Raw genomic sequence first — 25,469 nt, 5'->3', positions numbered from 1 at the left:
GTCAATGCGGGCCTGCGTCGTTCCCCCCCGCCGTGGGGGGTCAGCCGCTGATGCGCTCGATCTCCGCGCCGCAGCGCGAGAGCTTCGCTTCGAGCCGCTCGAAGCCGCGATCGAGGTGATACACGCGCTGCACCAGGGTCTCGCCCTCGGCGGCGAGGCCGGCGATCACCAGGGAGACGGAGGCGCGCAGGTCGGTGGCCATCACCGGCGCGCCGGTGAGGCGCTCGGCGCCCTCGATGGTGGCGGTGTCGCCGTCGAGCTGGATGCGCGCGCCGAGCCGGGCCAGCTCCTGCACATGCATGAAGCGGTTCTCGAAAATGGTCTCGGTGATGCGCGAGCGGCCCTTGGCCTTGGTCATGAGGGCCATGAACTGGGCTTGCAGGTCGGTGGGGAAGCCGGGATAGGGGGCGGTGCTCACCTCCACCGGCAGGATGCCGGTGCCGTTGCGGCGCACCCGGATGCCCTCGTTGGTGGCGTCGATCTCCACGCCGGTGGCGCGCAGGATGTCGAGCGCGTTCTCCAGCAGGTCGGGGCGGGCCCCGGCCAGCAGCACGTCGCCGCCGGCCATGGCGGCGGCCATGGCGTAGGTGCCGGTCTCGATGCGGTCCGGCAGCACCGCATGGCGGGCGCCGCGCAGGCGCGGCACGCCTTCCACCTGGATGGTGGAGGTGCCGGCGCCCTGGATGCGCGCGCCCATCTTCACCAGGCAGTCGGCGAGGTCGGTCACCTCCGGCTCCTGGGCGGCATTCTCGATCACGGTCTGGCCGTCGGCGAGGGTGGCGGCCATCAGCGCGGTGTGGGTGGCGCCCACCGAGACCTTGGGGAACACGATGCGGGCGCCCTTCAGCCCCTTGGGCGCGCGGGCGCGCACATAGCCGGCGTCGATGTCCAGCTCGGCGCCGAGCGCCCGCAGCGCATCGAGGTGGAAATCCACCGGCCGGGTGCCGATGGCGCAGCCGCCGGGCAGCGACACCTTCGCCTCGCCCATGCGGGCGACCAGCGGGCCCAGCACCCAGAACGAGGCGCGCATGCGCGAGACCAGTTCATAGGGCGCGGTGGTGTCGACGATGACGCGGGCGTCGATCTCCAGCGTCTGGCCGGCGTCGGGGTCGTCGCCGTTGCGCTTGCCGTTGGTGGTGATGTCCACCCCGTGGTTGCCCAGGATGCGCTGCAGCAGCGCCACGTCGGCGAGGCGCGGCACATTCTCCAGCACCAGCTTCTCCTCGGAGAGCAGGCTCGCGATCATCAGCGGGAGGGCTGCGTTCTTGGCACCGGAGATGGGAATGGTGCCCTTGAGCGCGTGGCCGCCGACGATGCGAATCTTGTCCATGCTGGTCCTGTCCCCGGGGGAGCCACGCAGCCGGCATCCGGTCCGGCCGCGGCGCTCCTTAAAAAAGTAGCTCTAGCGCGCCTTCTCGTCCGGCACAATCGCCGGCTCGCCTGACGGCTCTTCGATACCACCTGCGCGTGCGCCATCGTTCGGCGCGCGGGCTGCGGTTGGCGGCGGCGCGTCGGGCGTCGCCGGCTGGCGCCGGGCGCGGGCCTGGTCCTTGCGGCGCGCCAGATTGGCCCTGAGGGCGGCGGCGAGGCGGGCCGACTTGTCCGATGGCTGCGACATGGAACCGGATTAGTGCCGGCGCGGCCCGGGCGCAAGGCCCGCCGGCGGCGGCGCGGGGCCCGGGCGGGCCTCGAACGGTTCCAAGCTGCCGCGTCCCCATCATCGGCGCGCGCGGCGCGGTGTCATTTTCCGCGTGCTATGCCATAGTCCGGGATGCGGGGGCGGGTGCCCCCGCCGGCCGCCTCCCGGCCCCCGGAGCCCCCACCGGTGCCTCTGGAGCCCCCACCGGTGCCTCTGGAGCCCCACTTGGAGCGAGCATGGCGCGCGTCGTCGATCCCTTCCTGAAACTGTCGTCGCCGCGCATCTTCCTGGTGCGCATGGTGGTGTTCCTGGCGCTGTGCGCGGCGCTGGCGGCGGTGCTGCACCGGCAGATCCTGGCCGCCTTTCTCAACAATCCCGGCCTCAACGGCGTCATCTTCGGGGTGCTGGCGGTGGGCATCATCCTCGCCATCCGGCAGGTGGCGCGGCTGTTCCCGGAGGTGGAATGGGTGAATTCCTTCCGCCTCGCCGACCCGGGGCTGGCGGTGTCGCGCTCGCCGACCCTGCTGGCGCCCATGGCGGCGCTGCTGGGCGACCGCATCGGCCGCATGGCGATCTCGCAGACCACCATGCGTTCCATCCTCGATTCCATCGGCACCCGGCTCGACGAGAGCCGCGACATGGCGCGCTACCTCACCGGCCTTTTGGTGTTCCTGGGCCTGCTCGGCACCTTCTGGGGCCTCTTGGAAACCGTCTCGTCCATCGGCGCGGTGATCGGCTCGCTCCAGGTGGGGCCCGATTCCGGCTCGGTGTTCGAGGACATGAAGACGGGGCTCGCGGCGCCGCTGGGCGGCATGGGCATCGCCTTTTCGTCGTCGCTGTTCGGCCTTGCCGGCTCGCTGGTTCTGGGCTTTCTCGATCTGCAGGCGGGGCAGGCGCAGACCCGCTTCTATACCGATCTCGAGGACTGGCTCTCCACCACGGTGCGCGATCTCGACCGGCTGCCGGCGGAGGCCGACGCGCCGCGGCCGGTGGCGGGGGGCGCCGCGCCGCTGGCGCTGCCGCCGCCGCGCGCCGACACCGAGGCCCTGGTCAGCGCCATCAACCGGCTGGAGAAGACCATGTCGGAGGCCGGCTCCCAGCGGGTCACCAGCGCCATGTCGCATCTGGCCGAGAGCCTGCAGGGGCTGGTGACGCACCTGCGCTCGGAGCAGGCGCTCATCAAGCAGCTCATCGACACCCAGGGGCGCCAGCAGGAGGACCTGCGCCATCTGGTGCAGCGGCTGGAGCGGACCTCCGGCGGCGAGCGTGGCCCCGAGCGCGGCCTTGAGCGGAGGTGAGCCATGGCCCTTGGCCGCCGCGGGCGTGACCGCCACATCGATTATTGGCCCGGCTTCGTTGACGCGCTGTCGACGCTGCTGCTGGTGTTCATCTTCCTGTTGTCCGTGTTCATGCTCACCCAGTTCTTCCTGACCCAGGAGATGACGGGCAAGGACAACGTGTTGCAGCGCCTTCAGGCGCAGATCCGCCAGCTCACCGAGCTTCTGTCCCTGGAGCGGGCCAGCGGGCAGGGCGCCGAGAGCGAGCTGGCCGCTGTCAGGGCCTCGCTGGAGGCGACCGAGGCCGAGCGCGACCGCCTGCGCGGCCAATTGTCCGCCGTGCCCGCCGCCCCCGACGCCGGCCGCGCGCAGGCGCTGGCCCGCGACCTCGACGCCCAGAAGGACGTGGCGGCGCGGGCGCTGTCGCAGATCGACCTGCTCAACCAGCAGCTCGCCGCCCTGCGCCGGCAGATGGCGGCGCTGGAGGAGGCGCTGAACACCTCAGAGCAGAAGGACAAGGAGAGCCAGGCCCGGATCGCCGATCTCGGCCGCCGCCTGAACGTGGCCCTGGCGCAGCGGGTGCAGGAGCTGACCCGGTTCCGGTCCGAATTCTTCGGCCGCCTGCGCGACATCCTCGGCAACCGGCCCGAGGTGCGGGTGGTGGGGGACCGCTTCGTGTTCCAGTCGGAAGTGTTCTTCGATCCCGGCTCAGCCACCCTCAAGCCGGAGGCCCAGGCCGAGCTGGACAAGCTGGCCGCCGCCATCCTCGACCTGGAAAAGCAGATCCCGCCGGACATCGACTGGGCCCTGCGCATCGACGGCCACACCGACAACCGGCCCATCGCCACCTCCCAATTCCCCTCCAACTGGGAATTGTCGGCGGCCCGCGCCATCGCGGTGGTGCAGTATCTGGTGGGCAAGGGGGTGAGTCCGAGGCATCTGATCGCCGCCGGCTTCGGCGAGTTCCAGCCCCTCGACACCGGCACCACCGACGACGCCCGCGCCCGCAACCGCCGCATCGAGCTGAAGCTGACGGACCGGTAGGCCAAAAGCCCATGCGTCCGGCGCCTGGGCTTTCGGTGACTTCGGAGCAGCCGATGGCGTCGGCAGGGGCCGCGGTGTGTCCGGCCGGCCCGCCGGCGGGCCGGGGAAAAGAAAAGGCGGCCGTGGTGGCCGCCTTGTCGTGATGCCGCCGGTGCGGCCCGTGCCAGCCCCCGCGCCCGGGGAGCGCCCCCGGACTGACGGTGTCAGTTGTCCAGGAACGACCTGAGCTTGCGGCTCCGGCTGGGGTGCTTGAGCTTGCGCAGGGCCTTGGCCTCGATCTGGCGGATGCGCTCGCGCGTCACCGAGAATTGCTGGCCCACTTCCTCCAGCGTGTGATCGGTGTTCATGCCGATGCCGAAGCGCATGCGCAGCACGCGTTCCTCGCGCGGGGTGAGGGATGCCAGCACCCGCGTCGTGGTCTCGCGCAGATTGCTCTGGATCGCCGCGTCGATGGGCAGGATGGCGTTCTTGTCCTCGATGAAATCGCCCAGGTGCGAATCTTCCTCGTCGCCGATGGGGGTCTCGAGGGAGATCGGCTCCTTGGCGATCTTCAGCACCTTGCGCACCTTCTCCAGCGGCATGCCGAGCTTCTCGGCCAGCTCTTCCGGGGTCGGCTCGCGGCCGATCTCGTGCAGCATCTGGCGCGAGGTGCGCACGATCTTGTTGATCGTCTCGATCATGTGCACCGGAATGCGGATGGTGCGGGCCTGATCCGCGATCGAGCGGGTGATGGCCTGCCGGATCCACCACGTGGCATAGGTCGAGAACTTGTAGCCGCGCCGGTACTCGAACTTGTCCACCGCCTTCATGAGGCCGATGTTGCCCTCCTGGATCAGGTCCAGGAACTGCAGGCCGCGGTTGGTGTATTTCTTGGCGATGGAGATGACGAGGCGAAGATTTGCCTCCACCATTTCCTTCTTGGCCTGGCGGGCCTCCTTCTCGCCCTTCTGCACCATCTGCACGATCTTGCGGAATTCCGCGATCTCAAGGCCGGTCTCGGTGGCCAAAGCGTGGATATCGCCGCGCAGGTCCTTGATGCCGTCCTTCTCGTGGGCCACGAAGCCTTTCCAGCCGCGCGAACCCAGCTTCGACACCCGCAGCACCCACTTGGGGTCCAGCTCGGAGCCCACATAGTTCTTCAGGAAGTCGTCGCGGGAAACGCCATAGCTCTCGGCAAGGCGCAGCAGGCGGCCTTCCAGGGACACGAGGCGCTTGTTGATCTCGTAGAGATGCTCCACCAGGGCGTCGATGCGGGCCTGGTTGAGCGACAGGCTCTTGACGTCGAGGACGAGGTCCTCCTTGAGCTTCTTGGCCTTGCGCTCCTGCGCCGGGGACAGGCTCTCGTTCTTCAGCTTCGATTCGACATTCTGGTCCTGGAGCCGGCGCAGCTTCACATAGGAGCCGGCGATGCGGTCGAAGGTCTCCAGCACCTTCGGCTTGATCTCCGCTTCCATGGCCGCCAGCGACATGGAGTTCTCCATGTCGTCCTCGTCGCCCTCGGGGATCGGGGCGTCGCCCAGCAGGCCGTCCTCGCCCGCCTCGGGGGCCAGGGCGGCTTCCTCGCCCAGCGCCGCCGGCGGGTTCTTGCCCTCGGGGCCGGCGTAGGTCGCCTCCAGGTCGATGATGTCGCGCAGCAGCACCTTGCCTTCGGTCAGCTCATCGCGCCAGATGATGATGGCCTGGAAGGTGAGGGGGCTTTCGCACAGGCCGGCGATCATGGCCTCGCGGCCGGCCTCGATGCGCTTGGCGATGGCGATCTCGCCCTCGCGGGAGAGCAGCTCCACGGAGCCCATCTCGCGCAGGTACATGCGCACCGGGTCGTCGGTGCGCTCGGCGGGCTCGGACTTGGTCTCGGCGCGGGTCAGGGCGCGCGGCGCCGGCTCGGCCAGCTCGCCGCCCTCGGCCTCCTCCGGCTCTTCCGCCGCCTCGCCCTCCTCGCCGCCTTCCTCGCTCTCGGCCTCCTCGGCCTCGATCACATTGATGCCCATGTCGTTGAGCATGGCGAGGGTGTCCTCGATCTGCTCGGAGGTGACTTCCTCGGAAGGCATCACCTCGTTGAGCTGCTCGTAGGTCACATAGCCCCGGCGCTTGGCGTTCTTGATCATCTTCCGGACGGCCGCATCCGAGAGGTCGAGCAACGGCCCGTCGGGGGCGTCGGTCTCCTTCTCGGGCGCTTCGGTCGTCTCGGCAGATTGCTTCGCCATGGACATCTCCTGATGATCTCGCCGATCTTCAACGGCGAAACGGCGACGCGGCCTCCCGGCCCCGCCGCCTGTCGTATTCGGCTCCGGTCGCGCCCTTTGTGGACGCACGCCCGTTAAGCCCGCCTGAACGGCGATCCATTCGCGCGGGACCCGGACCCGCGGAACGTGAAGCACCCTCTCCCCCGCCGCGCGCCGCGCCGGACCTCGCGCCTCAGACCGAACGAACCGCCTTGCGGCCCGACAGGGCGCCAAATCCCTCCACCAGCGCCTCCATCCCCTCGACCGTCGAGAGACGCTCGCGGACGTCGCGCAGCCAGGCGAAATTCGCCTCGCTAGGGTCTTCCCCCAGGGACCGCTCGGCTTCCTTCAGCTCTCTAGATAGCGCGTAAGCCTTGTGATGCAAGGCCGTCCGCTGCTGCCACCAGAGTCGTGCGTCCTCTTTTGCGGTATCAGGATATGCCGGCCAGTCCATCAGGGGGTTGGCGAGGGCCTTGACGCGGCGAAAAAGGCCGTCGAGATCCTCCCGTCCGAGCCGCTCGGCGAGGTCGTCGGTGGGGCCGGCCTCGTGGTGCAGCCCGTCCAGATGGGCGGCGATGAGCGCCTGGCGCAGGCGGTCCGCCTCCGGATTGGCGAATGGCAGCGCGGCGACGTCCTCGCTCATCTCGTCCAGCAGGAAGGGGTGGTTGACGAGGCAGAACAGCAGCAGCGCCTCGTTGCGCGGCAGCGTCGCCAACGGCCCGCGCACCAGCGCCGTCTGGGCCATTTCCCCGCTGATGGAGCCGAACCCGGCGTCGCGCCCGCGGGATGCCGGGCCGCGTCCGTTGCCGCGCCCGCCGCCTTGCCAGCCCGCGCCTTGCCAGCCGCCGCCCTGGGTGGCCGCCCTGCCGCCCTGCCGGCCGCCCTCGCGCCAGGGGCCGCGGGCGCCGGCCGGGGCGAGGAGGGCGCGCAGGCGCTCGTTCATGTCCTGCCGGTAATGCTTGCGCACGGTTTCGTCGGCAATGGCGCCCACCACCTCGTTGAGCCGCGCTTCCAGGGCCGCCCGGCGCTCGGGAGTGTCGAGGGCGGCGCCCTCGCTCTCCCGCGCCCACAGTTCCACCGCCAGCGGGCGGGCGCCGGACAGCACCTGCGCCATGGCCTCGCGGCCGGAATGGCGGATCAAATCGTCGGGGTCCTGGCCCTCGGGCAGGGTGGCGAAGGAGAGGCTGCGCCCGGCCTTGAGGTGGGGCAGGGCGAGGTCGATGGCGCGATGGGCGGCGCGGCGTCCGGCCTTGTCGCCGTCGAACAACAGCAGGGGCTCGTCGGACATGCGCCAGAGCACCTGCAATTGCTCCTCGGTCAGTGCCGTGCCCAGCGGCGCCACGGTGGCGGTGAAGCCGGCCTCGACCATGGCGATGACGTCCACATAGCCTTCCACGACGATCACCCGGGCGCCGTTGTGGGCGCTCGCGCGGGCCTCGAAGCCGTTGTAAAGCAGGCTGCCCTTGTGAAACAGCGGTGTTTCCGGCGAATTCAGGTACTTGGCCGGGACGCCCGATTCCAGCGCCCGACCCCCGAAGGCCACCACCCGGCCCTTGAGATCGGTGATGGGGAACATCACCCGGTCGCGGAAGCGGTCGAAGGGCACCGGAATGTCCGCGCCCGACACCAGCAGCCCGGCCTCGACCATGGCTTCCACCGGCACGCCCTGCTTGCCCAGGGCCTCCTTCAGGTGAAAGCGCTCGGATGCGGCATAACCGAGGCGGAAGCGCTGCTGGGGCGCGGGGCCCAGGGCGCGATCGGCCAGATAGCCGCGCGCCTTGGCGCCGAGGCGCGATTGCAGCGTTTCCTCGAAATGGCGGACCGCCAGCGCCATCACCTCATAAAGTGAGCGCCGGCGCTCCTCCTTGGCGGCCGCCTCGGGCGTCACCTCCGGCAGCGGCAGGCCGGCCATGGCGGCCAGCCGCTCCACCGCCTCGCCGAACGGCAGGCCCTCGGTCTCCATCAGGAAATCGAACACGTCGCCGTGCTTGCCGGAGGAGAAGCAGTGATAGAAACCCTTCTGGTCGTTGACGAAGAACGACGGTGTCTTCTCTGCGTTGAACGGCGAGAGGCCGGCGAACTCGCGGCCCTGCTTGCGCAATTTGACGCGCCGGCCCACCACTTCCGACACCGGCAGGCGGGCGCGGATCTCGTCGAGGAACGCCGGGGGAAAGCGCATTCGCGAATCAGCTCATCCAAGGGAGGGGGACGGGGGACGATCCCGCGCTCCCGCTTGCCCCCATCCTAGTGCGCCGGTCCTGGCGCACGCCAGCATCGAAGCGGACCGCTGGGGCGGCGTGATGGCGGGGCGGTGGCGCGGGCGCGCCCGGAACCCCCGCTATCCTCGTTATCCACACGCCCGCTCCGGGCCGGGCGCGCCGCGCGGGACGGCGCCCGGCGCGAGCTTTGCCGTGGACCGTGGCGGCTGAGGGCGATAGCCTCGCCGATGCAACCAGGGGGCTGGGCGATGGACACGGTCATCAATTTTCTGAACACGATCTTCTGGGGCTACATCCTGATCTACGGGCTCCTGGCGGTGGGCGTGTATTTCACTTTGCGGCTGAAATTCATTCAGATCGTCCACTTTCCGGAAATGCTGCGCTCGGTGCTGCGGGCCAATGCCACCGACAAGTCGGGGATCACGCCATTCCAGGCCCTGTGCACGTCGCTGGCCTCGCGGGTGGGCACCGGCAATATCGCCGGCGTGGCGGTGGCGCTCTATCTTGGCGGGCCGGGCTCGATCTTCTGGATGTGGGTGGTCGCGTCCCTGGGCATGGCCACCGCCTTCGCCGAGAGCACGCTGGCCCAGCTCTATAAGGTGAGGGACGAGACCGGCCGCTATCGCGGCGGCCCGGCCTTCTACATCTCCAAGGGGCTCAAGGCGCCGTGGGCGGGGGCGGTGTTCTCGGCCTGCCTCATCCTGTCGTTCGGGCTGGTGTTCAACGCGGTCCAGGCCAATTCCATTGCCGATGCCATGGAAGGCGCGTTCGGCCTGCCGAAGCTCGGCACCGGCGTCGCGGTGGCGGCGTGCTCCGGCATCATCATCTTCGGCGGCATCGCCGCCATCGCCCGCACCGCGGAACTGGTGGTGCCGTTCATGGCCGCCGCCTATGTGGGCTTCGCCCTCTACGCCCTGGCCATCAACATCACCGAGGTGCCGGCGATGCTCTATCACATCGTCGCCAGCGCCTTCGGCCTGGAGGCGGCGGCCGGCGGGGTGGCGGGCTCCATCGCCCTCGCCATGATGAACGGCGTGAAACGCGGCCTGTTCTCCAACGAGGCCGGCATGGGCAGCGCCCCCAACATAGCCGCCGTGGCCACCCCCGATCCCCATCATCCGGTGAGCCAGGGCTTCGTGCAGTCGCTGGGGGTGTTCATCGACACCATCGTCATCTGCACCGCCACCGCCCTGCTGATCCTGCTCGCGGACGTGCTGGTGCCCGGCAACGGCGTCACCGGCACCCAGCTCACCCAGGCGGCGATGGAAGTGCACATCGGCTCGGCCGGGCGCTATTTCGTGGCCATCGCCATCTTCTTCTTCGCCTTCACCTCCATCATCGGCAATTACTCCTATGCCGAGAACGCCCTGGTGTTCCTGGGGCATGGCCATGTGGCCGGCATCGCGGTGCTGCGGGTGGCGCTGCTCGCCATGGTGGTCTGGGGGGCGATGGAAAGCGTGGCCACCGTGTTCAACACGGCGGACGCGGCCATGGGGCTGATGGCCTCCATCAACCTCGTCGCCATCGTGCTCTTGTCCGGCCTGGTGGGCCGGTTGGCGCGGGATTATCTCGACAAGCGGCGGGCCGGACACGAGCCGGTGTTCCTGGCCACCGAGATGCCCGACCTCAAGGATGAGATCGACGGCGAGATCTGGAGCCGGCATTGAGCCGGGCTCCGGGCCGGGCCCGAATCACTCCGCTGGTCCCGCGCCCGGTCACCCCGCGCTGAACGGCGGCTGGCCGACCAGGAGGGAGGCTCCGCGCCCGCCCGTGGCACGGAGCCTCAGGGCGCGTGCCGCCCCTTTGAGTCGCGGTGCGTGGAATCTGGGCGGTGGGGCGTCGCAACGGCGCCGCAGCGAATCGCGGGTAGCGCGCGTGGCGGTCCGGCGGAGCGGCGCCCCCTCGCTGCCCCCTCGCTGCGGCGAGGGGGGATGGATGAGGTCGCCTCCAGCGCTCCACCGGGCCGGCAAGGCGACTATCGGTTTCGAGCCGGACCCGTCACCGGAACGCTCACTCCGGGCGGCCGGCGAGGAGGGCCCGCGACTGGCTCCGGGCGTCCGCCGCCCGGAGTGACCGCTCCGCGTTTGGACCGTCCTGTCCCCGGACGCAGCCGCGATGCACCCGGCTTGAAGGCGCGCGCGATGCGCGGCCTGTGGTCCGGCTGCGCGGCGTGTCGTCCGGCGGCGGCTCAGCCGGCGGCGGTGAGGGCGTCCTTCACCCACTGGGACGCCTTGCCGAAATCGATGGCGCCGGCGTGGCGCTCCTTCAGCGCCGCCATGGTGCGGCCCATGTCCTTGATGCCCTTGGCCTCGATCTCGCCGATGATGGCGGCGATGGCGGCGCGGGTATCGGCCTCACCGAGCTGCTGCGGCAGGAACGCCTGAATGTAGACGATCTCTTCCCGCTCCTGGGCGGCGAGCTCGGGGCGGCCGCCCTCGTCATAGATCTTGGCGCTTTCCTCCCGCTGCTTCACCATCTTGGCCAAGAGGGCGCGCAGCTCGTCGTCGGTGAGGGGGTCCTTGCCATGGCCGCGCTGCTCGATGTCGCGGTCCTTCAGCGCGGCATTGACCAGCCGGAGCGTCGCCAGCCGGCGCTTGTCCTGGGCCTTCATCGCCTCCTTGAGGGCGGCATTGATATCGTCACGAAGCACGGATCTGGTTCCTTGAAGACGGTCAGGCACGGGGGAGGAGCCGCGCGCCTCGGTTGCCGGTCAGGGCTGCGAGGCTGGGGGCTGCGAGGCTGAAGGCGGCGTCACCCGGTCAAACGCGAATAGTCCAGCGTCATGATGCTCCAACATCCCATGGCCCAGGCCGATGGAACCTCCGCGCGCCGGCCCCGTCGGCGTGGGCCATGGGTCTGGTCGGTCGCGGGTTCCACTCTCGGTCGCCGGGATTGGCGCACACAATTTCGCGCGCGGACGCTGGAAACGCGGCGCGTGACGCTCTATCTAAGCCATCCATGACGAACGAACAAGACCAGACCCCCACCGAGCCGGTTTTGACCGGTTCCGGGCGCTCTCCTGCGGCTGACGGCTGGAGCGAGCCCGTCCCCACCGCCGTTCTCGTCCTTGCCGACGGCACGGTGCTGGAAGGCTTCGGCATTGGTGCCGAGGCCACGCTCGCCGGCGAGGTGTGCTTCAATACCGCCATGACCGGCTATGAGGAAATCCTCACCGATCCGTCCTATTCGGGGCAGATCATCACCTTCACGTTCCCGCACATCGGCAACGTCGGCACCAATGAAGAGGACATCGAGACGGTGTCCATGGCGGCGGCGTCCGGCGTCCGCGGGGTGGTGCTGCGCACCGCCATCACCGCCCCCTCCAACTATCGCGCCACACGCTCCCTCGATGCGTGGCTGAAGGCGCGCGGCATTCCCGGCATCACCGGTATCGACACCCGGGCGCTGACCGCGCTCATCCGCGAGGCGGGCATGCCCAACGCGGTGATCGCCCATTCGGCCTCCGGCCAGTTCGACATCGCCGCCCTGAAGGCGGAGGCGCGGGCCTGGCCCGGCCTGGTGGGCATGGACCTGGTGCCTTCGGTCACCTCGGCCCAGCGCTTCGACTGGGACGAGACGCCCTGGGAGTGGGAGACCGGCTACGGCCGCCAGGACGAGCCGCGCCATCACGTGGTGGCCGTGGACTATGGCGTGAAGCGCAACATTCTGCGCCTGCTCGCCCGCGCCGGCTGCAAGGTCACCGTGGTGCCGGCAACCACCTCCGCCGCCGACATCCTGGCCCTGAAGCCCGACGGCGTGTTCCTCTCCAACGGTCCCGGCGACCCGGCGGCCACGGGGGATTACGCGGTGCCGGTGATCCGCGAGGTGATCGCCTCCGGCGTGCCCACCTTCGGCATCTGCCTTGGCCACCAGATGATTGGCCTTGCCGTGGGCGGGCGCACCTTGAAGATGCACCAGGGTCATCATGGGGCGAACCACCCGGTGAAGAACCTGGCCACCGGCAAGGTGGAGATCACCTCCATGAACCACGGTTTCGCCGTGGACCGCGACAGCCTGCCGGCCAACGCGGTGGAAACCCATGTCTCCCTGTTCGACGGCTCGAACGCCGGCATCGCCTTGGCGGACAAGCCGGTGTTCTCGGTGCAATACCATCCCGAGGCGAGCCCGGGCCCGCAGGACAGCCACTATCTGTTCGGCCGCTTCGTCGAGCTGATCGAGAAGCACAAGGCAACCTGATCGGTCCGCGCGCTTCGCTCCTTCCCGCGGGCGAAGCGCGCCGGGTTCGATCCGGCGCCGGGTCCCCCGCGGCATTGCCGGGGCCCGGCGGTGCGTGCCGCTGCCGCGCCACCTTCGCTTCTCCCTGGCGCCACCCCGTTCCTTCCCCATCCCGGTTTCCAGCCTCCCCGCGTTCCGTCCGCGTCGGGTCTCGCCCCCGTGCGCGGCCGAGCCGGAGTGATGGCCCGCCCTGTCGGGCGTTTCCATGCCACCTCTGCTCCGGCTGGTGGTATCTGGGAGATGCAAGGGGACGATCTGAGCTAAATCGTCGCAGTTTTCATTGACAGGATCATTTGTCGCACCCCAGCATAGTCCCGGGCCAGAGACGCCGCAGAGCGCCGCCCGGGAACATCGCCGTCAGCCGGCGAGGAGGGACCGCCAGTGATCACCGTGGACGACATCCTGCGCGAGAAGCGCGATACCCGCATCATCGCCATCCGCCTCACCGAGACCGTGGCCAAGGCCACCTTGCTCATGAAGCGGGAGAACATCTCTTCCGTCCTGGTGATGGATGAATGCAATTCCGAGCACGGCACCGTCATCGGCGTGTTCTCGGAGCGCGACGTGGCCCGCGCGGTGCTGGAGCATGGGCCGGCCACGCCGGGCATGGTCCTGGCCTCGTTCCTGGAGCGGGAATTGATCTGCTGCGCGCCGTCGGATTCCCTGGTCACTGCCCTGCGGCTGATGAATGAGCATCAGGTCCGCTCGCTGCCGGTGATGGAGGACTATGCGCTGCTGGGGGTTATCACCGCCACCGATCTGCTGCGGCATTTCCTCCGCGAGGCCGAGGCACGCGGCATGGCGGACGCCATGCTGCGATCGGGCAGCCCGGAACTCACCGCGCTGCTGTGACTGCCTCCGGCGGCCTGCCGGAGGCCGCGGCGCACGGTCAGCGGGCGCTGGTCGCCAGATGGGCCAGGAGCCCCCGGGTGGAGCCGGAGGCGCTGGTCGGGACCGCCTCGCCGCGCACGGCAGGCAGCAAAGCGGTGGCCAGCTCCTTGCCCAGTTCCACGCCCCATTGATCGAAGGCGTTGATGTTCCACACCGCCGCTTCCACGAACACCCGGTGCTCGTAGAGGGCGATCACCCGGCCAAGGGTGTGCGGATCGAGCCGCCGGTAGGCGAGGGTGACCGATGGGCGGTTGCCGGGAAATACCCGGTGTGGCGCCAGCATCGCCGCCTCGGTCTCGGACTTGCCCTGCGCGCGCAACTGATCGGTGGCCTGCGCCAGGGTGCGCCCGGTCATCAGCGCTTCCGACTGGGCGAGGCAGCACGCCACCAGCAGGTCGTGATGGTCCTTCAGGTCCGGCTCGTGGCCTTCGGCGGCGATGAGGAATTCCACCGGCACCACCTCGGTGCCCTGGTGGAGCAGCTGGAAGAAGGCGTGCTGGGCATTGGTGCCCGGCTCGCCCCACACCACCGGCCCCGTCGGCTGCGCCACCGGCAGTCCGTCGCGGGTGACGCGCTTGCCGTTGCTCTCCATGTCGAGTTGCTGCAGGTAGGCCGGGAAGCGGGCGAGGCGCTGGTCGTAAGGCACCACGGCGCGGCTGCCGTAGCCGCACACGTCGCGGTGCCACAGACCCACGAGGGCCAGCAGTACCGGCAGGTTGTCAGCCAGCGGCGCGGTGCGGAAGTGCCGGTCCATGGCCTCGGCGCCGGCCAGCAGCTCGGCGAACCGCTGCGGCCCGATGGCCAGCATCACCGGCAGTCCGATGGCGGACCACAGGGAGTAGCGCCCGCCCACCCAGTCCCAGAAGCCGAAGGTGCGTTCGGGCGGGATGCCGAAGGCGCTCACCTTGTCCCGGGCGGTGGAGACGGCGGCGAAATGGGCGCTCACCGCGTCCTCGCCCAGGGCGCGGGTGATCCAGGCCCGCGCCGTGCGGGCGTTGTACATGGTCTCGACGGTGGTGAAGGTCTTGGAGGCGATGATGACGAGGGTGGTCGCCGGGTCAAGTCCGCGCAGCGTGTCGGCGATATGGGCGCTGTCCACGTTGGAGACGAAATGGCTGCGCGGCCCGTCATGATAGGGGGCCAGCGCCAGGGTGGCCATGGCCGGGCCGAGGTCGGAGCCGCCGATGCCGATGTTGACCACGTCGGTGATGGCGCGTCCGGTGGCGCCGACGAGGGCACCCTCGCGAATCGCGGTGGCGAAGGCCGACAGGCGCTCGAGGGTGGCGCGCACCTGCGCCTTCACGTCCACGCCGTCCAACACCAGGGGCTCGGGCGAGCTGTCGCGCAAGGCCACGTGCAGCACCGCGCGATTCTCGGTGAGATTGATGCGGGCGCCGGCGAACATGGCGTCGCGCAGCCGGGCGACGCCGGCGGCCTCCGCCACCCGCAGCAGCAGCGCCAGGGTTTCCGCGCACAGCTCGGTCTTGGAGAAATCGAGCAGCAGGTCGCCGTCGGCGCGGGAGAAGGCGGAAAAGCGGCCGGGGTCGGCATTGAGCTCGCGCAGCGCGCGGGGACCGGCGGCCCGGAGTGAGGACAGCAGGGGCCAGAAGGGTTGCGTCGCGGTCATGGACGAGGCGGTCCTTGGATCCTCCGGCGCACCGGCGGCAGAGCCATGCCGCCCGGCGAGAGCCGGTCCTGAAGGGGAAGGCGTACCGGTGGAAGGGTTACACCCGGACGTTGGCCGCAGTACGTCGCTCATGTGCCGTGACCGCCCAATCATTGGCGATTGCGTGAAGGGTTGGTGAAGACGGCGGGGCAGGCCGTCTCGCCGGTCCGCCACAGGCGCGCCCATGCCCAAGGCGGGGCCGGCCCGTTGCGGAACCCGCTTCCCTATAGCATGCGCACCCCGGCTTGCATCTTGTTCCGATGGCGGACGCAGCCGGCGCCGCAGGTTCGTCGCGCATCGACACGAATCGACGCATGGGGCCACCGGTGCCGGAGCGGCGCGGGTCCCGTCCGGTCCGGGCCGCCGCGCCCTCCGGCCCTGGCCTGCCGTCGGCGCCGTGATCGGGGCCGCACCGGGACAAACAACAACCTCCGCGCGGAAAATCCACGCGGAGGTCAAACGTCACGAGACCGGATTGGAAAAATAGCGCCGCTCAGCGGGTGGGGCGCGGCTTGGACGGCAGCAGGCCTTCGCGCTGAGCGCGCTTACGGGCCAGCTTGCGGGCGCGGCGGATGGCCTCGGCCTGCTCGCGGGCGCGCTTCTCAGAAGGCTTCTCGTAGTGGCCACGCAGCTTCATCTCGCGGAAGATCCCTTCGCGCTGCATCTTCTTCTTGAGCGCCTTAAGGGCCTGATCAACATTGTTGTCGCGGACGAGAACTTGCACGTGTTTGCCTCTTCGAGATGGTGCGCGCCGATCTGGTGCGGAAGCGATCTGGGACTCCGAACCTCGGAGCAGCGCGCCGACCGGCGCCCCTGCGGCGTGTCCGAAGGAGCCGCTCTCTTATCAAAGACGGCCGGGGTTGTCCACTCGTCGGCGCAGCCTTGCCAGGCCGCGCGAACCGTTGCGCCGGCTCATTAATCGCCGGTCGCCGGCAGCGGCGCGGGCGGGGCGGCGGCCTCGGGGAGGAACTCGATCACCCGGGGACGGGGCAGGGCGCCGCCGCGAAAGCGAAAGCGCGGCACCGGAGGCAGGGTGGCGGGCAGGGCGGGATGGTGCCGGCGGTGGCGCTGCGCCACCCGGCACAGGGCGTCGAGCTCATCCCTCAAGGCGAGGTCGGCGAAGAACGCATGCGCGATCCGGAGGCCCCTGATGAAGCGCAGCTCGATTTCGATGAGTCGCCAACCGCAGAACCGACCTGAGCGCGCCAGATGAAGCGCCATGTGCCGGACATCGGGCACGACCTCGCCGTGAGCCATCCGGGCTTCCCCGCCGCCGAAAAGAATCACCAATACTGATTCGCAAAAGGTTGTATCACACCGTGAGTCGGGGATGTCAGCAGGTTTTGGCGGCGAGCTCGGAAGTAATGGATGCGTCGGGCCGGATGCGATTCACATGGCCCATCTTGCGGCCCGGCCGCGCCTCCGCCTTGCCGTAAAGATGCAGGTGGGCGCCGGGCTCCGCCAGGATTTCCGGCCAGGAGGCGATGTCGTCGCCGATCAGGTTGGTCATCTCCGCGCGGCCGATGCGGGCGGTCCCGCCCAGCGGCCAGCCGGCGATGGCGCGCACGTGCTGCTCGAACTGCGAGGTGCCGGCCCCATCCTGGGTCCAATGGCCGGAATTGTGGACACGGGGCGCGATCTCGTTGACGATCACCCGCTCGTCGGCACCGTGCCCCACCACGAACAGCTCGACCGCGAAAATGCCCACATAGTCGAGGGCGCCAGCGATGGCGCAGGCGAAGCCGCGGGCCTGCCGCGCCGCGCCGGCGCTGATCTCGGCCGGAACGGTGGACGTGTGCAGGATATGGTCGCGGTGGACGTTCTGGGTGACCTCATAGGCGGCGAAGGCGTCGTCCGCGCGCCGCGCGGCGATGATGGACACCTCCCGTTCGAACCGGACGAAACCCTCGAGGATGGCCGGCTGGGCGCCGATGGCGGCCCAGGCGGCGGCAAGGTCGGCGGCGAGGTCGGGGCCCGGGCGCAAGGTCACCTGGCCCTTGCCGTCATAGCCGAAGCGGCGGGTCTTCAGCACCGCCGGCAGGCCGATGGCGGCCACGGCGCGCGTCAGCCCGTCGAGGTCGTCCACCGCCGCGAACGGCGCGGTCTCGATGCCGAGATCGTTGACGAAGGTCTTCTCGCGCAGGCGGTCCTGTGTCACGGCCAGGGCGTGGGCGCCGGGGCGCAGCGGCACCCGGGCGGCCAGGAACTCGGCGGTGTCGAGGGGCACGTTCTCGAATTCGTAGGTGGCCACCTGAACGGCGGCGGCGAAGCGCGCCAGCGCCTCCCAGTCGTCATAGGCGGCACAGACATGCCCGTCGCTCACCTGGAACGCCGGACTGTCCGCCTCGGGGCAGAAGATCAGGCTCTTGAGGCCAAGCTGCGCGGCGGCGAGCGCCGTCATGCGTCCGAGCTGGCCTCCGCCGAGGATGCCGATGGTGTCGCCGGGCTTCAGCATGGGATCAGACGGGACGCTCCGTGACCGCGGCCGTGCGCGCGGCGCGCCAGGCTTCCAGCCGCCCGGCCAGGGCGGCGTCGCCCAGGGCGAGCACCGAGGCCGCGAGCAGGGCGGCGTTGGTGGCGCCGGCCTTACCGATGGCCAGCGTTCCCACCGGCACGCCGGCCGGCATCTGGACGATGGAATAGAGGCTGTCGAGCCCCGACATGGCCTTGGATTCCACCGGCACGCCGAATACCGGCAGCGGCGTGAGCGCGGCCACCATGCCGGGCAGGTGCGCGGCGCCCCCGGCCCCGGCGATGACGACCTTGTAGCCCGCGGCCTTGGCGCCGCGGGCGAAGTCGAACATGCGCTCCGGCGTGCGGTGGGCCGACACGATCAGCGCGTCATGCGGGATGTCGAGCGCCGTCAGCGTCTCGACCGCGTGGCGCATGGTCTCCCAATCGGACTGGCTACCCATGATGATCGCTACCGGCCGCGATCCCATCTCGATCACCCTCAGCAAACGCAAAGCGCGCGTTTATCGGATCGGCGCCGGTCCGGCAAGGGTCGCGCGTGCCGGCGTGGCGGTGGCGGAGGAAAACCTTTTACCCGTGGCTGGGCGCGCGCATCGACATCCGCGCGGCGCCGCGCTCCCGGACGGGGCCGGGATGGCCCGGGCCATCGGCAATGACGGTGCGGTTGCGGCCCCCGGCCTTGGCCGCGTAGAGCGCCACGTCGGCGGTCTTGAGGAACTCGTCGACGCTCTCGCCGGCGCGATACTGCGCCACGCCCAGGGAAATGGTGACGCTGACGGTTCCGTTCGACGGCTGGGGCAGGGGAACCTTCATCTGCGCCACCGCCAGGCGCAGCCGCTCGGCCATCTCCCAGGCCTGCTGCTCATCGTGGCCGGACAGGATGACGACGAACTCCTCGCCGCCGAGCCGCGCCGCGTGGCCAGGCCCGTGGCGCACCAGGGCCGCCACCTCCTTCAGAACGCTGTCGCCGGCGTCGTGGCCGCGGGTGTCGTTCACCACCTTGAAATGGTCGATGTCGAACATCACCAGCGATACCGGGGTGGTGGCGCCGGCATTGGCGCAGGCGATCCGCGCGCGGTCGAAAAAGGCGCGACGGTTGAGCAGCTCGGTCAGCGGGTCCATGGTGGCCAGCCGGATCAGCTCGCGGCGGGCCTGGTTCAGGCGCTCGGCGGCCCGCAGCCGGGCATAGAGCTCCGCCGGCACCGGCGGCTTCGCCACAAAATCGTCGGCGCCGGAATCGAGGGCTTCCACCAGCTGGCTGCCATCGGCATTCGAGGACATGGCGATCACATACAGCGGCCGGCCCTCGTTGGAGACGAGACGCGCCTCCCAGCACAGTTCCAGGCCGGAAACGTGGGGCAGCTCGAAGCTGGTCAACAGCACATCGATGGGATAGCCGCTCTGCAGATAGTCGAGCGCCGAGGCGCCATCCGAAAAGGGAATGACGTCATGGCCGGCGAGATGAAGCAGCTGGCTGATCAGCTTCAGGGAAACGCGACTGGAGTCCACCAGAACGATTTGCATCACCGCCGCCGTGTCTTTTCGCCGGGCTCACAGACCTGTCACCTCAATCCGCTGAGCCCGCTCCGTCCGGACCAGGGCCTGGCGTGAACAAGGAGCGCTGTTCCGCCCACCGGCGAGGAAGCGCTCCCCCTCTCATTCAACATCCCAAACGTGAGGCGTGTTGTGCACCGCAAACGCCTTGAATGCAATGTACTATCGCCAGCGGCGGTGGAGCCACAACCACTGCTCGGGATACTCGCGTACCCACTCCTCGATGATCGACGTTACCGCCTGCATGGCGCCGATCACATCCACTTTGCCTTCGCCATCGCGGGGCAAGCGCACCTCTTCGGTAATCTCGACCCGGAATCGCGCCCCCGGCAGGCGAATGACACGCATGCCATGCACCGGGCAGTCAAACTGCCTGGCAAGCCGCGCCAGGGTCGGATTGGTCGCGCAGGGCCGCCCGAAGAATAGCACTTGCGGGCCGCCGGTCCAGTACTGGTCCACCAGCATGCCCAGGTGCTGGCCGTCGGCCAGCATGCGGGCCATGACGCGGCCGGCGTCGCGCCCGGCGCGGATGAGGCCGGGCATGGTGCCGGCGCGCATCTCCTCGATGAGATCGGCCGCCTGGCGGTTGTTGGGCGCGCGATAGAGAACCCCGCCGGGCACGTCGAACTTGGCGCCGGCGATGGCGCACAACTCCCAGTCTCCGGTGTGGGCAGTGAAGAACAGGGCCGGGCGCCCGTCGTCGCGCAGGCGGGCCAGGATGTCGGCGCCCTTCACCTCGATGCGGCCGGCGCCGGGGTTGGCGGGGTCGTAGTCCCACAGGCGGTCCTGCTGGGCGAAATCGGCGGCGAGGCGGCCGGTATTGGCCCACACGCCGCGCACCAGACGCTCGATCTCGGCCGGGCTCTTCTCCGGATAGGCGGCCTTCAGGTTGCGGCGGGCGGTGTTGCTGACCGGGAAGAACGGGCCGAACAGGCGCGCCCAGAAGGCCATGCCGCCCGAGGACAGCCACAGCGGCCACAGCCGCAGCCACCAGATGGAGAAGCGCACATAGCCGCCGACCATGGCGGCCGCCACCGGCGCCACCATGGGGCGCAGGCGGTTCTTGAGGCGGCGGAGGAGTTTTTTCAGCTTCGGCACGGCGATGTCGGCGGGCGGGAGGGGCCGGGGGAACGCCGGCAGGACGGCGAAAGGCGCATGGCGTCGGCTCTGACGGCCGGTCGTGCCGGCCCGGTCAGAACTTCACGACGATCTTTCCGAACACCTTGCGGCTTTCCAGCCGCTCCAGGCCCTCGTTGAAGTTTTCCAGCGGCACCACGGTATCGATCACAGGGCGGATGCCGCGGCCCATCTTCTGCAAGCCGTCGGCGACATTCTTGATGGTGGCGCCGAACGAGCCGAAAATCTTGTACTGGCGCTGGAACAGCTGCATCAGGTTCATCTGCACGCTCACCCCGGAGGTGGAGCCGCAGGTAACCAGCCGCGCGCCGGGCTTCATGGAGAGCAGCGAGGCGTTCCAGGTGTCGGCGCCCACGTGCTCGAACACCACGTCCACGCCCACCTTCCTGGTGATCTTGCGGACCTCGTGCTCGAAGCGGTCGCGGCGATAGTTGATGACATGGTCGGCGCCGAGCGCCAGCGCCTTTTCCATCTTCTCGTCGTCGCCCACGGTGGTGATGACGGTGGCGCCCACGTCCTTGGCGAGGCGGATGGCGGCGGAGCCGATGCCGGAGCCGCCGGCATGCACCAGCACCGTCTCGCCCTGCTCCAGCTTGGCGTTGTCGAACAGCATGTGCTCGACCGTGGAGAAGGTGATGCCGGCGCAGCCCGCGTCCTCGAAGCTCACCCCCTCGGGGGCGGGGATGACCAGCCGCTCGGGCATGTTGATGACGTCGCGGGCGAAGCCGTCGATGTGGAAGCCCAGCACGCCGCCCACGTTCTGGCACAGGTTGTCGCGCCCCTTGAGGCAGTTGGGGCAGTGGCCGCAGGTCAGGGCGCCATACATGGCCACCGTCTGGCCGACCTTCAGGCCGCGCACGTCGGCGCCCAGCGCCACGATTTCGCCGGCGGCTTCCGCCCCCACCACCAGCGGCATCTTGCGCTTGGCGAACGCCATGCCGCGCCAGCCCCACACGTCGATATGGTTGAGCGCCAGCGCCTTGACGCGGATCTGCACCTCGCCGGCGCCGGGGGCGTCGGGCTCGGGCAGGTCGACGAGTTCGAGCTTGCGGTCGGAGACGAGTTGCAGGGCGCGCATTCTTTTTCTCTTGAAAACGGGTTCAGCGATGGGCAGCGAGCGAGGCGGACAGCCCGCCATCCACCGGCAGGACGGCGCCGGTGATATAGCCCGCGCCGGGGGAGAAGAGGAAGGCCACCACCTGCGCCACGTCGTCGGGCGTGGCGAAGCGGCCGGCCGGAATCTGTGCCTCCAGCCGGGCCCGATAGTCCGCGTACTTCTCGAGCATGGCGGTGTCGATGAAGCCGGGGGCCACGTAGTTTACGGTCACGCCGCGCCGGGCGGTTTCCACCGCCAGGCCGCGCACATGGGCGAGAAGCGCCGCCTTGGAGGCAGCGTAGGCGGCATTGCCCGGGTTGGCCTGCAGCGCGGCCACCGAGCCGATGGCCACCATGCGCCCGGCGCGCGCCCGCGTCATCGGCCGCACCAGGGCGCGGGCGAGCCGCACGAAGGCGAAATGGTTCACCTGCATCACGCTCTCGGCCTTGTCCTGGTCGATCATGGCGGCGAGCGTGTCATAGGAGGCGCCGGCGTTGTGGCAGAAGCCGTACCAGGTCGCGCCCGCCTCCAGCTCGTCCGCGAACGCGTCCACCGCCGGGCGGTCGGCGAGGTCCAGGGCCCGGGCCGTCACCTGCGCCTGGGGCTGGGTGGCGCGGATCTCGGCGATGAGCGCCTCCGCCTCCGCGTGTGCGGAGCGATAGGTGAAGGTCACCGCATGGCCGGCCTGCGCCAGGCGGCGCACGATGGCGGCGCCGAGGCCCCGGCCGCCGCCGGTGACGAGGATGGGCTGGGTCATGGGCGCCTTTCCGTTCGCGCGGGGATCGCCTTGCGGCTCACGCCGGCTCCGCCGCCAGCACCAGGCACACGTTCTGACCGCCGAAGCCGAACGAGTTCGAAATCACCCGCCGCACGGTGGCGTCGCGGGCCACGTTCGGCACCACATCCAGCGGAATGGCGGGGTCCGGGATGTGATAGTTGATGGTCGGGGGAATGCGGCCGTTGGCGATGGTCAGCAGCGACACCGCCGCCTCGATGGCGCCGGCCGCCGTCAGGGTGTGGCCGATCATGGACTTGTTGGACGAGATCGGGATGCCCGCCAGCTTCTCCTCGCCGAACACGCCCTTCAGGCCCACGTATTCCATGCGGTCGTTCTCGGGGGTCGAGGTGCCGTGGGCGTTGATGTAGTCCACGTCGTCGGGGGTGATGCCGGCATCCTTGAAGGCGTTGTTCATGCAGCCGATGATCGGGCGCCCGTCGGGGCTGGAGCGGGTACGGTGGAAATTGTCCGCCATCTCGCCGCAGCCCTCCAGCACGCCGAGGATGCGGGCGCCGCGGGCCACCGCGTGGGCGTAGCTCTCCAGCACCAGAGCGGCGGCGCCCTCGGCCATCACGAATCCCTCGCGATTCTTGGCGAACGGGCGGGAGGCCTCGGCCGGCTTGTCGTTGGCGGTGGTGAGGGCGGACAGCAGGGAGAAGCGGATGAGCGCTTCGGGATGCACCGAGCCATCGGTGCCCAGCGACAGCGCCACTTCGGTGTCGCCGCGGCGGATGGCTTCGACGCCGAGCTGGATGGCGGTGGCCCCCGAGGCGCAGGCGGTGGAGAGGGAGATGGGCTGGCCGCGGGTGCCGAACCGGTCGGCGAGGCGGTCGGCCACAGAGCCGAACAGGAAGCGCTCATGCCAGGGGCGGAACTTGCCCGAATCCGCCGCCGCCAGCAGGTCGTGATAGACGATGGGGTAATGGCCGACCGCGTCGGCGAGCTGGCGCCGCTCCGGCCATTCGATTTCCACCGGCGGCACGGCGGCGAACAGGGGGCCGGGAAAATCACCGGCGGCGCCGATGGCAGCCTCGGCGATGGCCTCCTCCACCGCCAGCGTCGCCAGTTTCTCCGACAGGTCGGGAGCGGGCACCCGGTGGTCGAACAGGAAGTCCACGGTGCCGGCGATGGCGGTGCGCATGCCCTCGATGGGGAAGCGGGTGATGGTGTGGATGCCCGATTCGCCCGCCGTCAGGCGCCGCCAATTGTCCTGCTTGCCCTGGCCGAGGGAGGTGACGAGGCCGATGCCGGTGACGACGACGACGGGTCGTCCGAATGTGTCCAGATGCGCCTGCGTCATGTCGCGGCTCCCCAGTGGAGCGTTTTCGAGCGAAGTGGGCACCGGCTCGCTCCGAAAACGCATCGGCAAGATGATCGAGGGTGCGCCCGCCCGAGGCGCCCTCGCATTGGTCCGGCCGGAAAATACGCCGAAGCCGCGCGCAAGGTAAATGCGCGGCATGCCCCGGCCCGTGACCGGCCGCCTCAAAGCAGCGAACGGCCCGGCGCGGGTCGCGCGGGCCGTTCGCGACGGACGGGTGATCCGCCGCCGGTTCCCGTCCGGGAGGACGGGGCGGCGTGGAGCCTCAGGCCTTTTCCACCACGCCGGCGCCTTCGCCGCGCCAATGGCCGACCGCTGTGACCACCACGCGGCTGATGCCGTCGCCGTCGCGTTCCACCGGGTCGCCCGCGAGCGCCGGATAGAGCGCGCCCTTCGACACGCACAGGGCGCCGAGGGCGAGGCCGGCGATGAACTGCGCCTCGAAGCCATGGCCGAGCCGGTTGGCCACCGCCCGCACCGGCAGGCCGGTGGCGGCCAGCGCCTCGGCCTCGGGCGCGGTGGCGCCGCGCGCGCCGGTGGCGCCGGAGATGATGGCGGTTCCCGTCGCGGTGCCGGCGGTGGTCAGCAGGGCGTGCACCTTGTCGCGCACCGCCCCTTCCACCTGCCGCCGGGCCCGTTCCGACCACACGCCGGAGAGCTTGGCGATGGGGGTCGCGCCGCGCGCCTTGGCGTGCTCCGGCGATTCGAGAACCAGGAACGCACCCATGGAGCCGGCGGCGATGCCGGGCTCGGGGGTGGAGAAGACGGGCTGGAACGCGCCCTTCAGGCAGAAGTCGTCGAGGTCGTTCAGAAGCAACGTGTCCTCGCGCTCGGCATTGTAGGCGCCGCCGACGAGGCCGATCTCGCTCTGGCCGGAGGCGATGCGGGCGTAGGCCACGCGCACCGCGTCCACCCCGGCGCTCTCCTCACCCATGAAGGTGCGCGACGAGCCGGTGACCCCGTGCACGATGGAGATGTTGCCGGCGAGCAGGTTGGAGAGCTGCGCCAGCGACAGGGTCGGCCGCAGGTCCGACAGCAGCCGCTCGTTGAGCAGCCGGCCGGGCTCATTGGAGGTGGCAAGGTCGTTGAGGATGGCCGCGTCCACCGCGAAGTCGCGCTCGCCGCCGCCGGCCGCCACCACCATGTCGGTCCGGGACAGGATCTCCGCGTTCTTGGCGATGCCCGCCGCTTCCAGCGCCAGCCCGGCGGCGTAGGTGCCGATGCGCTGCCAGGGCTCCATCTGCCGCTGGTCGCCCTTCTTGGGGATCTGCGAGTCGAAGCTGACCTTGACCAGGGGATGCACCACGTAGGGCGCGAACGTGGTCGCGTCGGTGACCGGCCCCTGGCTCTGTGTCAGGGCGGCCCAGTGGGCGTCGAGGCCCTCGCCCAAGGCGGACACGAGGCCGATGCCCGTGATCCAGACGTCGCGCCGCGCGCCGCGCGCCTCAGGCATCGGTGAAGTCCGCCAGGGGGAAGGACACGTGTTCGGCCACCTTCATCACCACCGCCTTCATCTTGCCCTCGGGCCAGGGCAGCACGCGGAACGTGAGCTCGGCCGAGCAGACGAGCTTGCCCTCAAGGGTGGCCTGGGTGCGGGCCACCACGAAGCCGGAGCCCTCGTGCAGGATTTCGGAGTACAGATCGAGGTTCTGCCCCGGCACCACGAAGGTGCGCAGCTTGCCCTCCTTGACGGTGGCGAGGAAGGGCATCCGGTCGAACCGGTTGCGCGCCAGGATCAGCCAGCCCGTGGTCTGGGCCATGGCCTCGATGAGCAGGACGCCGGGCATGATGGGATAGCCGGGAAAATGCCCCTCGAAGATGGAGCTTTCCTGCGGCACCAGGCCCTGGCAGTGAATTTTCGTGAGCGACGGGTCGATGGTGACGACCCGGTCGATCATCTTGAAGACTTCAGGACGCATC

At 69.8% G+C, this 25,469-nt stretch carries 22 protein-coding genes; 5 read left to right on the top strand and 17 right to left on the bottom strand.

The features are described 5' to 3' along the window. Nucleotides 1-40: 40 nt before the first annotated feature. Nucleotides 41-1,330 carry a UDP-N-acetylglucosamine 1-carboxyvinyltransferase gene (gene murA, locus V5F53_RS11650; protein ID WP_393997629.1) on the bottom strand — a complete coding sequence of 430 codons (1,290 nt, stop codon included), beginning with the start codon at nt 1,328-1,330 and terminating at the stop codon, nt 41-43. Nucleotides 1,331-1,402: 72 nt separating this feature from the next. Further along, a complete protein-coding gene (locus V5F53_RS11645) occupies nt 1,403-1,618 on the bottom strand; it encodes a hypothetical protein (RefSeq protein ID WP_393997630.1) in 216 nt (71 codons plus the stop codon). Nucleotides 1,619-1,875: 257 nt separating this feature from the next. Here V5F53_RS11645 and V5F53_RS11640 point away from each other — a divergent pair, with 257 nt between their 5' ends. Together V5F53_RS11640 and V5F53_RS11635 are read left to right on the top strand one after the other, a co-directional pair. After that, nucleotides 1,876-2,937 (top strand): flagellar motor protein MotA, encoded by a 1,062-nt coding sequence (locus V5F53_RS11640; RefSeq protein ID WP_393997631.1) that lies wholly within the window; start codon nt 1,876-1,878, stop codon nt 2,935-2,937. 3 nt (nt 2,938-2,940) lie between these two features. Beyond that, nucleotides 2,941-3,960, top strand: a complete 1,020-nt coding sequence (locus V5F53_RS11635; RefSeq protein WP_393997632.1) for a peptidoglycan -binding protein — start codon at nt 2,941-2,943, stop codon at nt 3,958-3,960. A 203-nt stretch (nt 3,961-4,163) separates the two neighbouring features. Here V5F53_RS11635 and rpoD read toward each other — a convergent pair whose 3' ends face one another. Beyond that, the gene (gene rpoD / locus V5F53_RS11630) at nt 4,164-6,164 is read right to left on the bottom strand and encodes an RNA polymerase sigma factor RpoD (protein ID WP_393997633.1); all 2,001 of its coding nucleotides are present in this window, start codon (nt 6,162-6,164) and stop codon (nt 4,164-4,166) included. A gap of 211 nt (nt 6,165-6,375) precedes the next feature. Beyond that, the gene (gene dnaG, locus V5F53_RS11625; protein ID WP_393997634.1) at nt 6,376-8,361 is read right to left on the bottom strand and encodes a DNA primase; all 1,986 of its coding nucleotides are present in this window, start codon (nt 8,359-8,361) and stop codon (nt 6,376-6,378) included. Between the two features lie 288 nt (nt 8,362-8,649). Here dnaG and V5F53_RS11620 point away from each other — a divergent pair, with 288 nt between their 5' ends. Beyond that, entirely contained in the window at nt 8,650-10,068 is a 1,419-nt protein-coding gene (locus V5F53_RS11620; protein WP_393997635.1) for an alanine/glycine:cation symporter family protein, read from the top strand. A gap of 521 nt (nt 10,069-10,589) precedes the next feature. On the opposite strand, the gene V5F53_RS11615 is transcribed toward V5F53_RS11620, so the two are convergent. Then, nucleotides 10,590-11,051: a GatB/YqeY domain-containing protein gene (locus V5F53_RS11615; protein WP_393997636.1), complete on the bottom strand. Its 462-nt coding sequence runs from the start codon at nt 11,049-11,051 to the stop codon at nt 10,590-10,592. A 347-nt stretch (nt 11,052-11,398) separates the two neighbouring features. Here V5F53_RS11615 and carA point away from each other — a divergent pair, with 347 nt between their 5' ends. Both carA and V5F53_RS11605 read left to right on the top strand, forming a co-directional pair. Continuing rightward, the gene (gene carA, locus V5F53_RS11610; protein ID WP_393997693.1) at nt 11,399-12,598 is read left to right on the top strand and encodes a glutamine-hydrolyzing carbamoyl-phosphate synthase small subunit; all 1,200 of its coding nucleotides are present in this window, start codon (nt 11,399-11,401) and stop codon (nt 12,596-12,598) included. Between the two features lie 420 nt (nt 12,599-13,018). Then, nucleotides 13,019-13,489 carry a CBS domain-containing protein gene (locus V5F53_RS11605; RefSeq protein WP_393997637.1) on the top strand — a complete coding sequence of 157 codons (471 nt, stop codon included), beginning with the start codon at nt 13,019-13,021 and terminating at the stop codon, nt 13,487-13,489. Between the two features lie 37 nt (nt 13,490-13,526). Here the strand turns inward: V5F53_RS11605 and pgi are convergent, their stop codons facing one another. The 12 genes from pgi to V5F53_RS11545 form a co-directional block, all read right to left on the bottom strand. Beyond that, a complete protein-coding gene (gene pgi / locus V5F53_RS11600) occupies nt 13,527-15,155 on the bottom strand; it encodes a glucose-6-phosphate isomerase (RefSeq protein ID WP_393997638.1) in 1,629 nt (542 codons plus the stop codon). 532 nt (nt 15,156-15,687) lie between these two features. Beyond that, nucleotides 15,688-15,918 carry a 30S ribosomal protein S21 gene (gene rpsU / locus V5F53_RS11595; protein ID WP_237345760.1) on the bottom strand — a complete coding sequence of 77 codons (231 nt, stop codon included), beginning with the start codon at nt 15,916-15,918 and terminating at the stop codon, nt 15,688-15,690. 191 nt (nt 15,919-16,109) lie between these two features. Next, entirely contained in the window at nt 16,110-16,481 is a 372-nt protein-coding gene (locus tag V5F53_RS11590; protein ID WP_393997639.1) for a hypothetical protein, read from the bottom strand. A 46-nt stretch (nt 16,482-16,527) separates the two neighbouring features. Beyond that, a complete protein-coding gene (locus V5F53_RS11585; RefSeq protein ID WP_393997640.1) occupies nt 16,528-17,649 on the bottom strand; it encodes a 5-(carboxyamino)imidazole ribonucleotide synthase in 1,122 nt (373 codons plus the stop codon). Nucleotides 17,650-17,653: 4 nt separating this feature from the next. Further along, nucleotides 17,654-18,109: a 5-(carboxyamino)imidazole ribonucleotide mutase gene (purE, locus tag V5F53_RS11580; RefSeq protein WP_393997641.1), complete on the bottom strand. Its 456-nt coding sequence runs from the start codon at nt 18,107-18,109 to the stop codon at nt 17,654-17,656. Nucleotides 18,110-18,236: 127 nt separating this feature from the next. After that, entirely contained in the window at nt 18,237-19,190 is a 954-nt protein-coding gene (locus tag V5F53_RS11575) for a GGDEF domain-containing protein (protein WP_393997642.1), read from the bottom strand. Nucleotides 19,191-19,382: 192 nt separating this feature from the next. Continuing rightward, complete coding sequence (locus V5F53_RS11570) at nt 19,383-20,318, bottom strand: lipid A biosynthesis lauroyl acyltransferase (RefSeq protein ID WP_393997643.1); 936 nt, start codon at nt 20,316-20,318, stop codon at nt 19,383-19,385. A 94-nt stretch (nt 20,319-20,412) separates the two neighbouring features. Then, nucleotides 20,413-21,435, bottom strand: a complete 1,023-nt coding sequence (locus V5F53_RS11565) for a zinc-binding dehydrogenase (RefSeq protein ID WP_393997644.1) — start codon at nt 21,433-21,435, stop codon at nt 20,413-20,415. A gap of 22 nt (nt 21,436-21,457) precedes the next feature. Continuing rightward, the gene (locus V5F53_RS11560; protein WP_393997645.1) at nt 21,458-22,210 is read right to left on the bottom strand and encodes an SDR family NAD(P)-dependent oxidoreductase; all 753 of its coding nucleotides are present in this window, start codon (nt 22,208-22,210) and stop codon (nt 21,458-21,460) included. 37 nt (nt 22,211-22,247) lie between these two features. After that, on the bottom strand, nt 22,248-23,531 hold the full coding sequence (locus V5F53_RS11555) for a beta-ketoacyl-ACP synthase (protein WP_393997646.1): 1,284 nt from the start codon (nt 23,529-23,531) through the stop codon (nt 22,248-22,250). A gap of 283 nt (nt 23,532-23,814) precedes the next feature. Continuing rightward, nucleotides 23,815-25,002, bottom strand: a complete 1,188-nt coding sequence (locus V5F53_RS11550) for a beta-ketoacyl-ACP synthase (RefSeq protein WP_393997647.1) — start codon at nt 25,000-25,002, stop codon at nt 23,815-23,817. Then, a complete protein-coding gene (locus V5F53_RS11545) occupies nt 24,995-25,468 on the bottom strand; it encodes a 3-hydroxyacyl-ACP dehydratase FabZ family protein (protein WP_393997648.1) in 474 nt (157 codons plus the stop codon). Before V5F53_RS11545 ends, V5F53_RS11550 begins: the two co-directional genes overlap by 8 nt. Nucleotide 25,469: the final 1 nt, after the last annotated feature.

The sequence above is a fragment of the Xanthobacter cornucopiae genome (assembly GCF_043195065.2).
In the GTDB taxonomy this organism is placed as follows: domain Bacteria; phylum Pseudomonadota; class Alphaproteobacteria; order Rhizobiales; family Xanthobacteraceae; genus Xanthobacter.
This window is presented reverse-complemented; position numbering and strand designations above follow the sequence as displayed.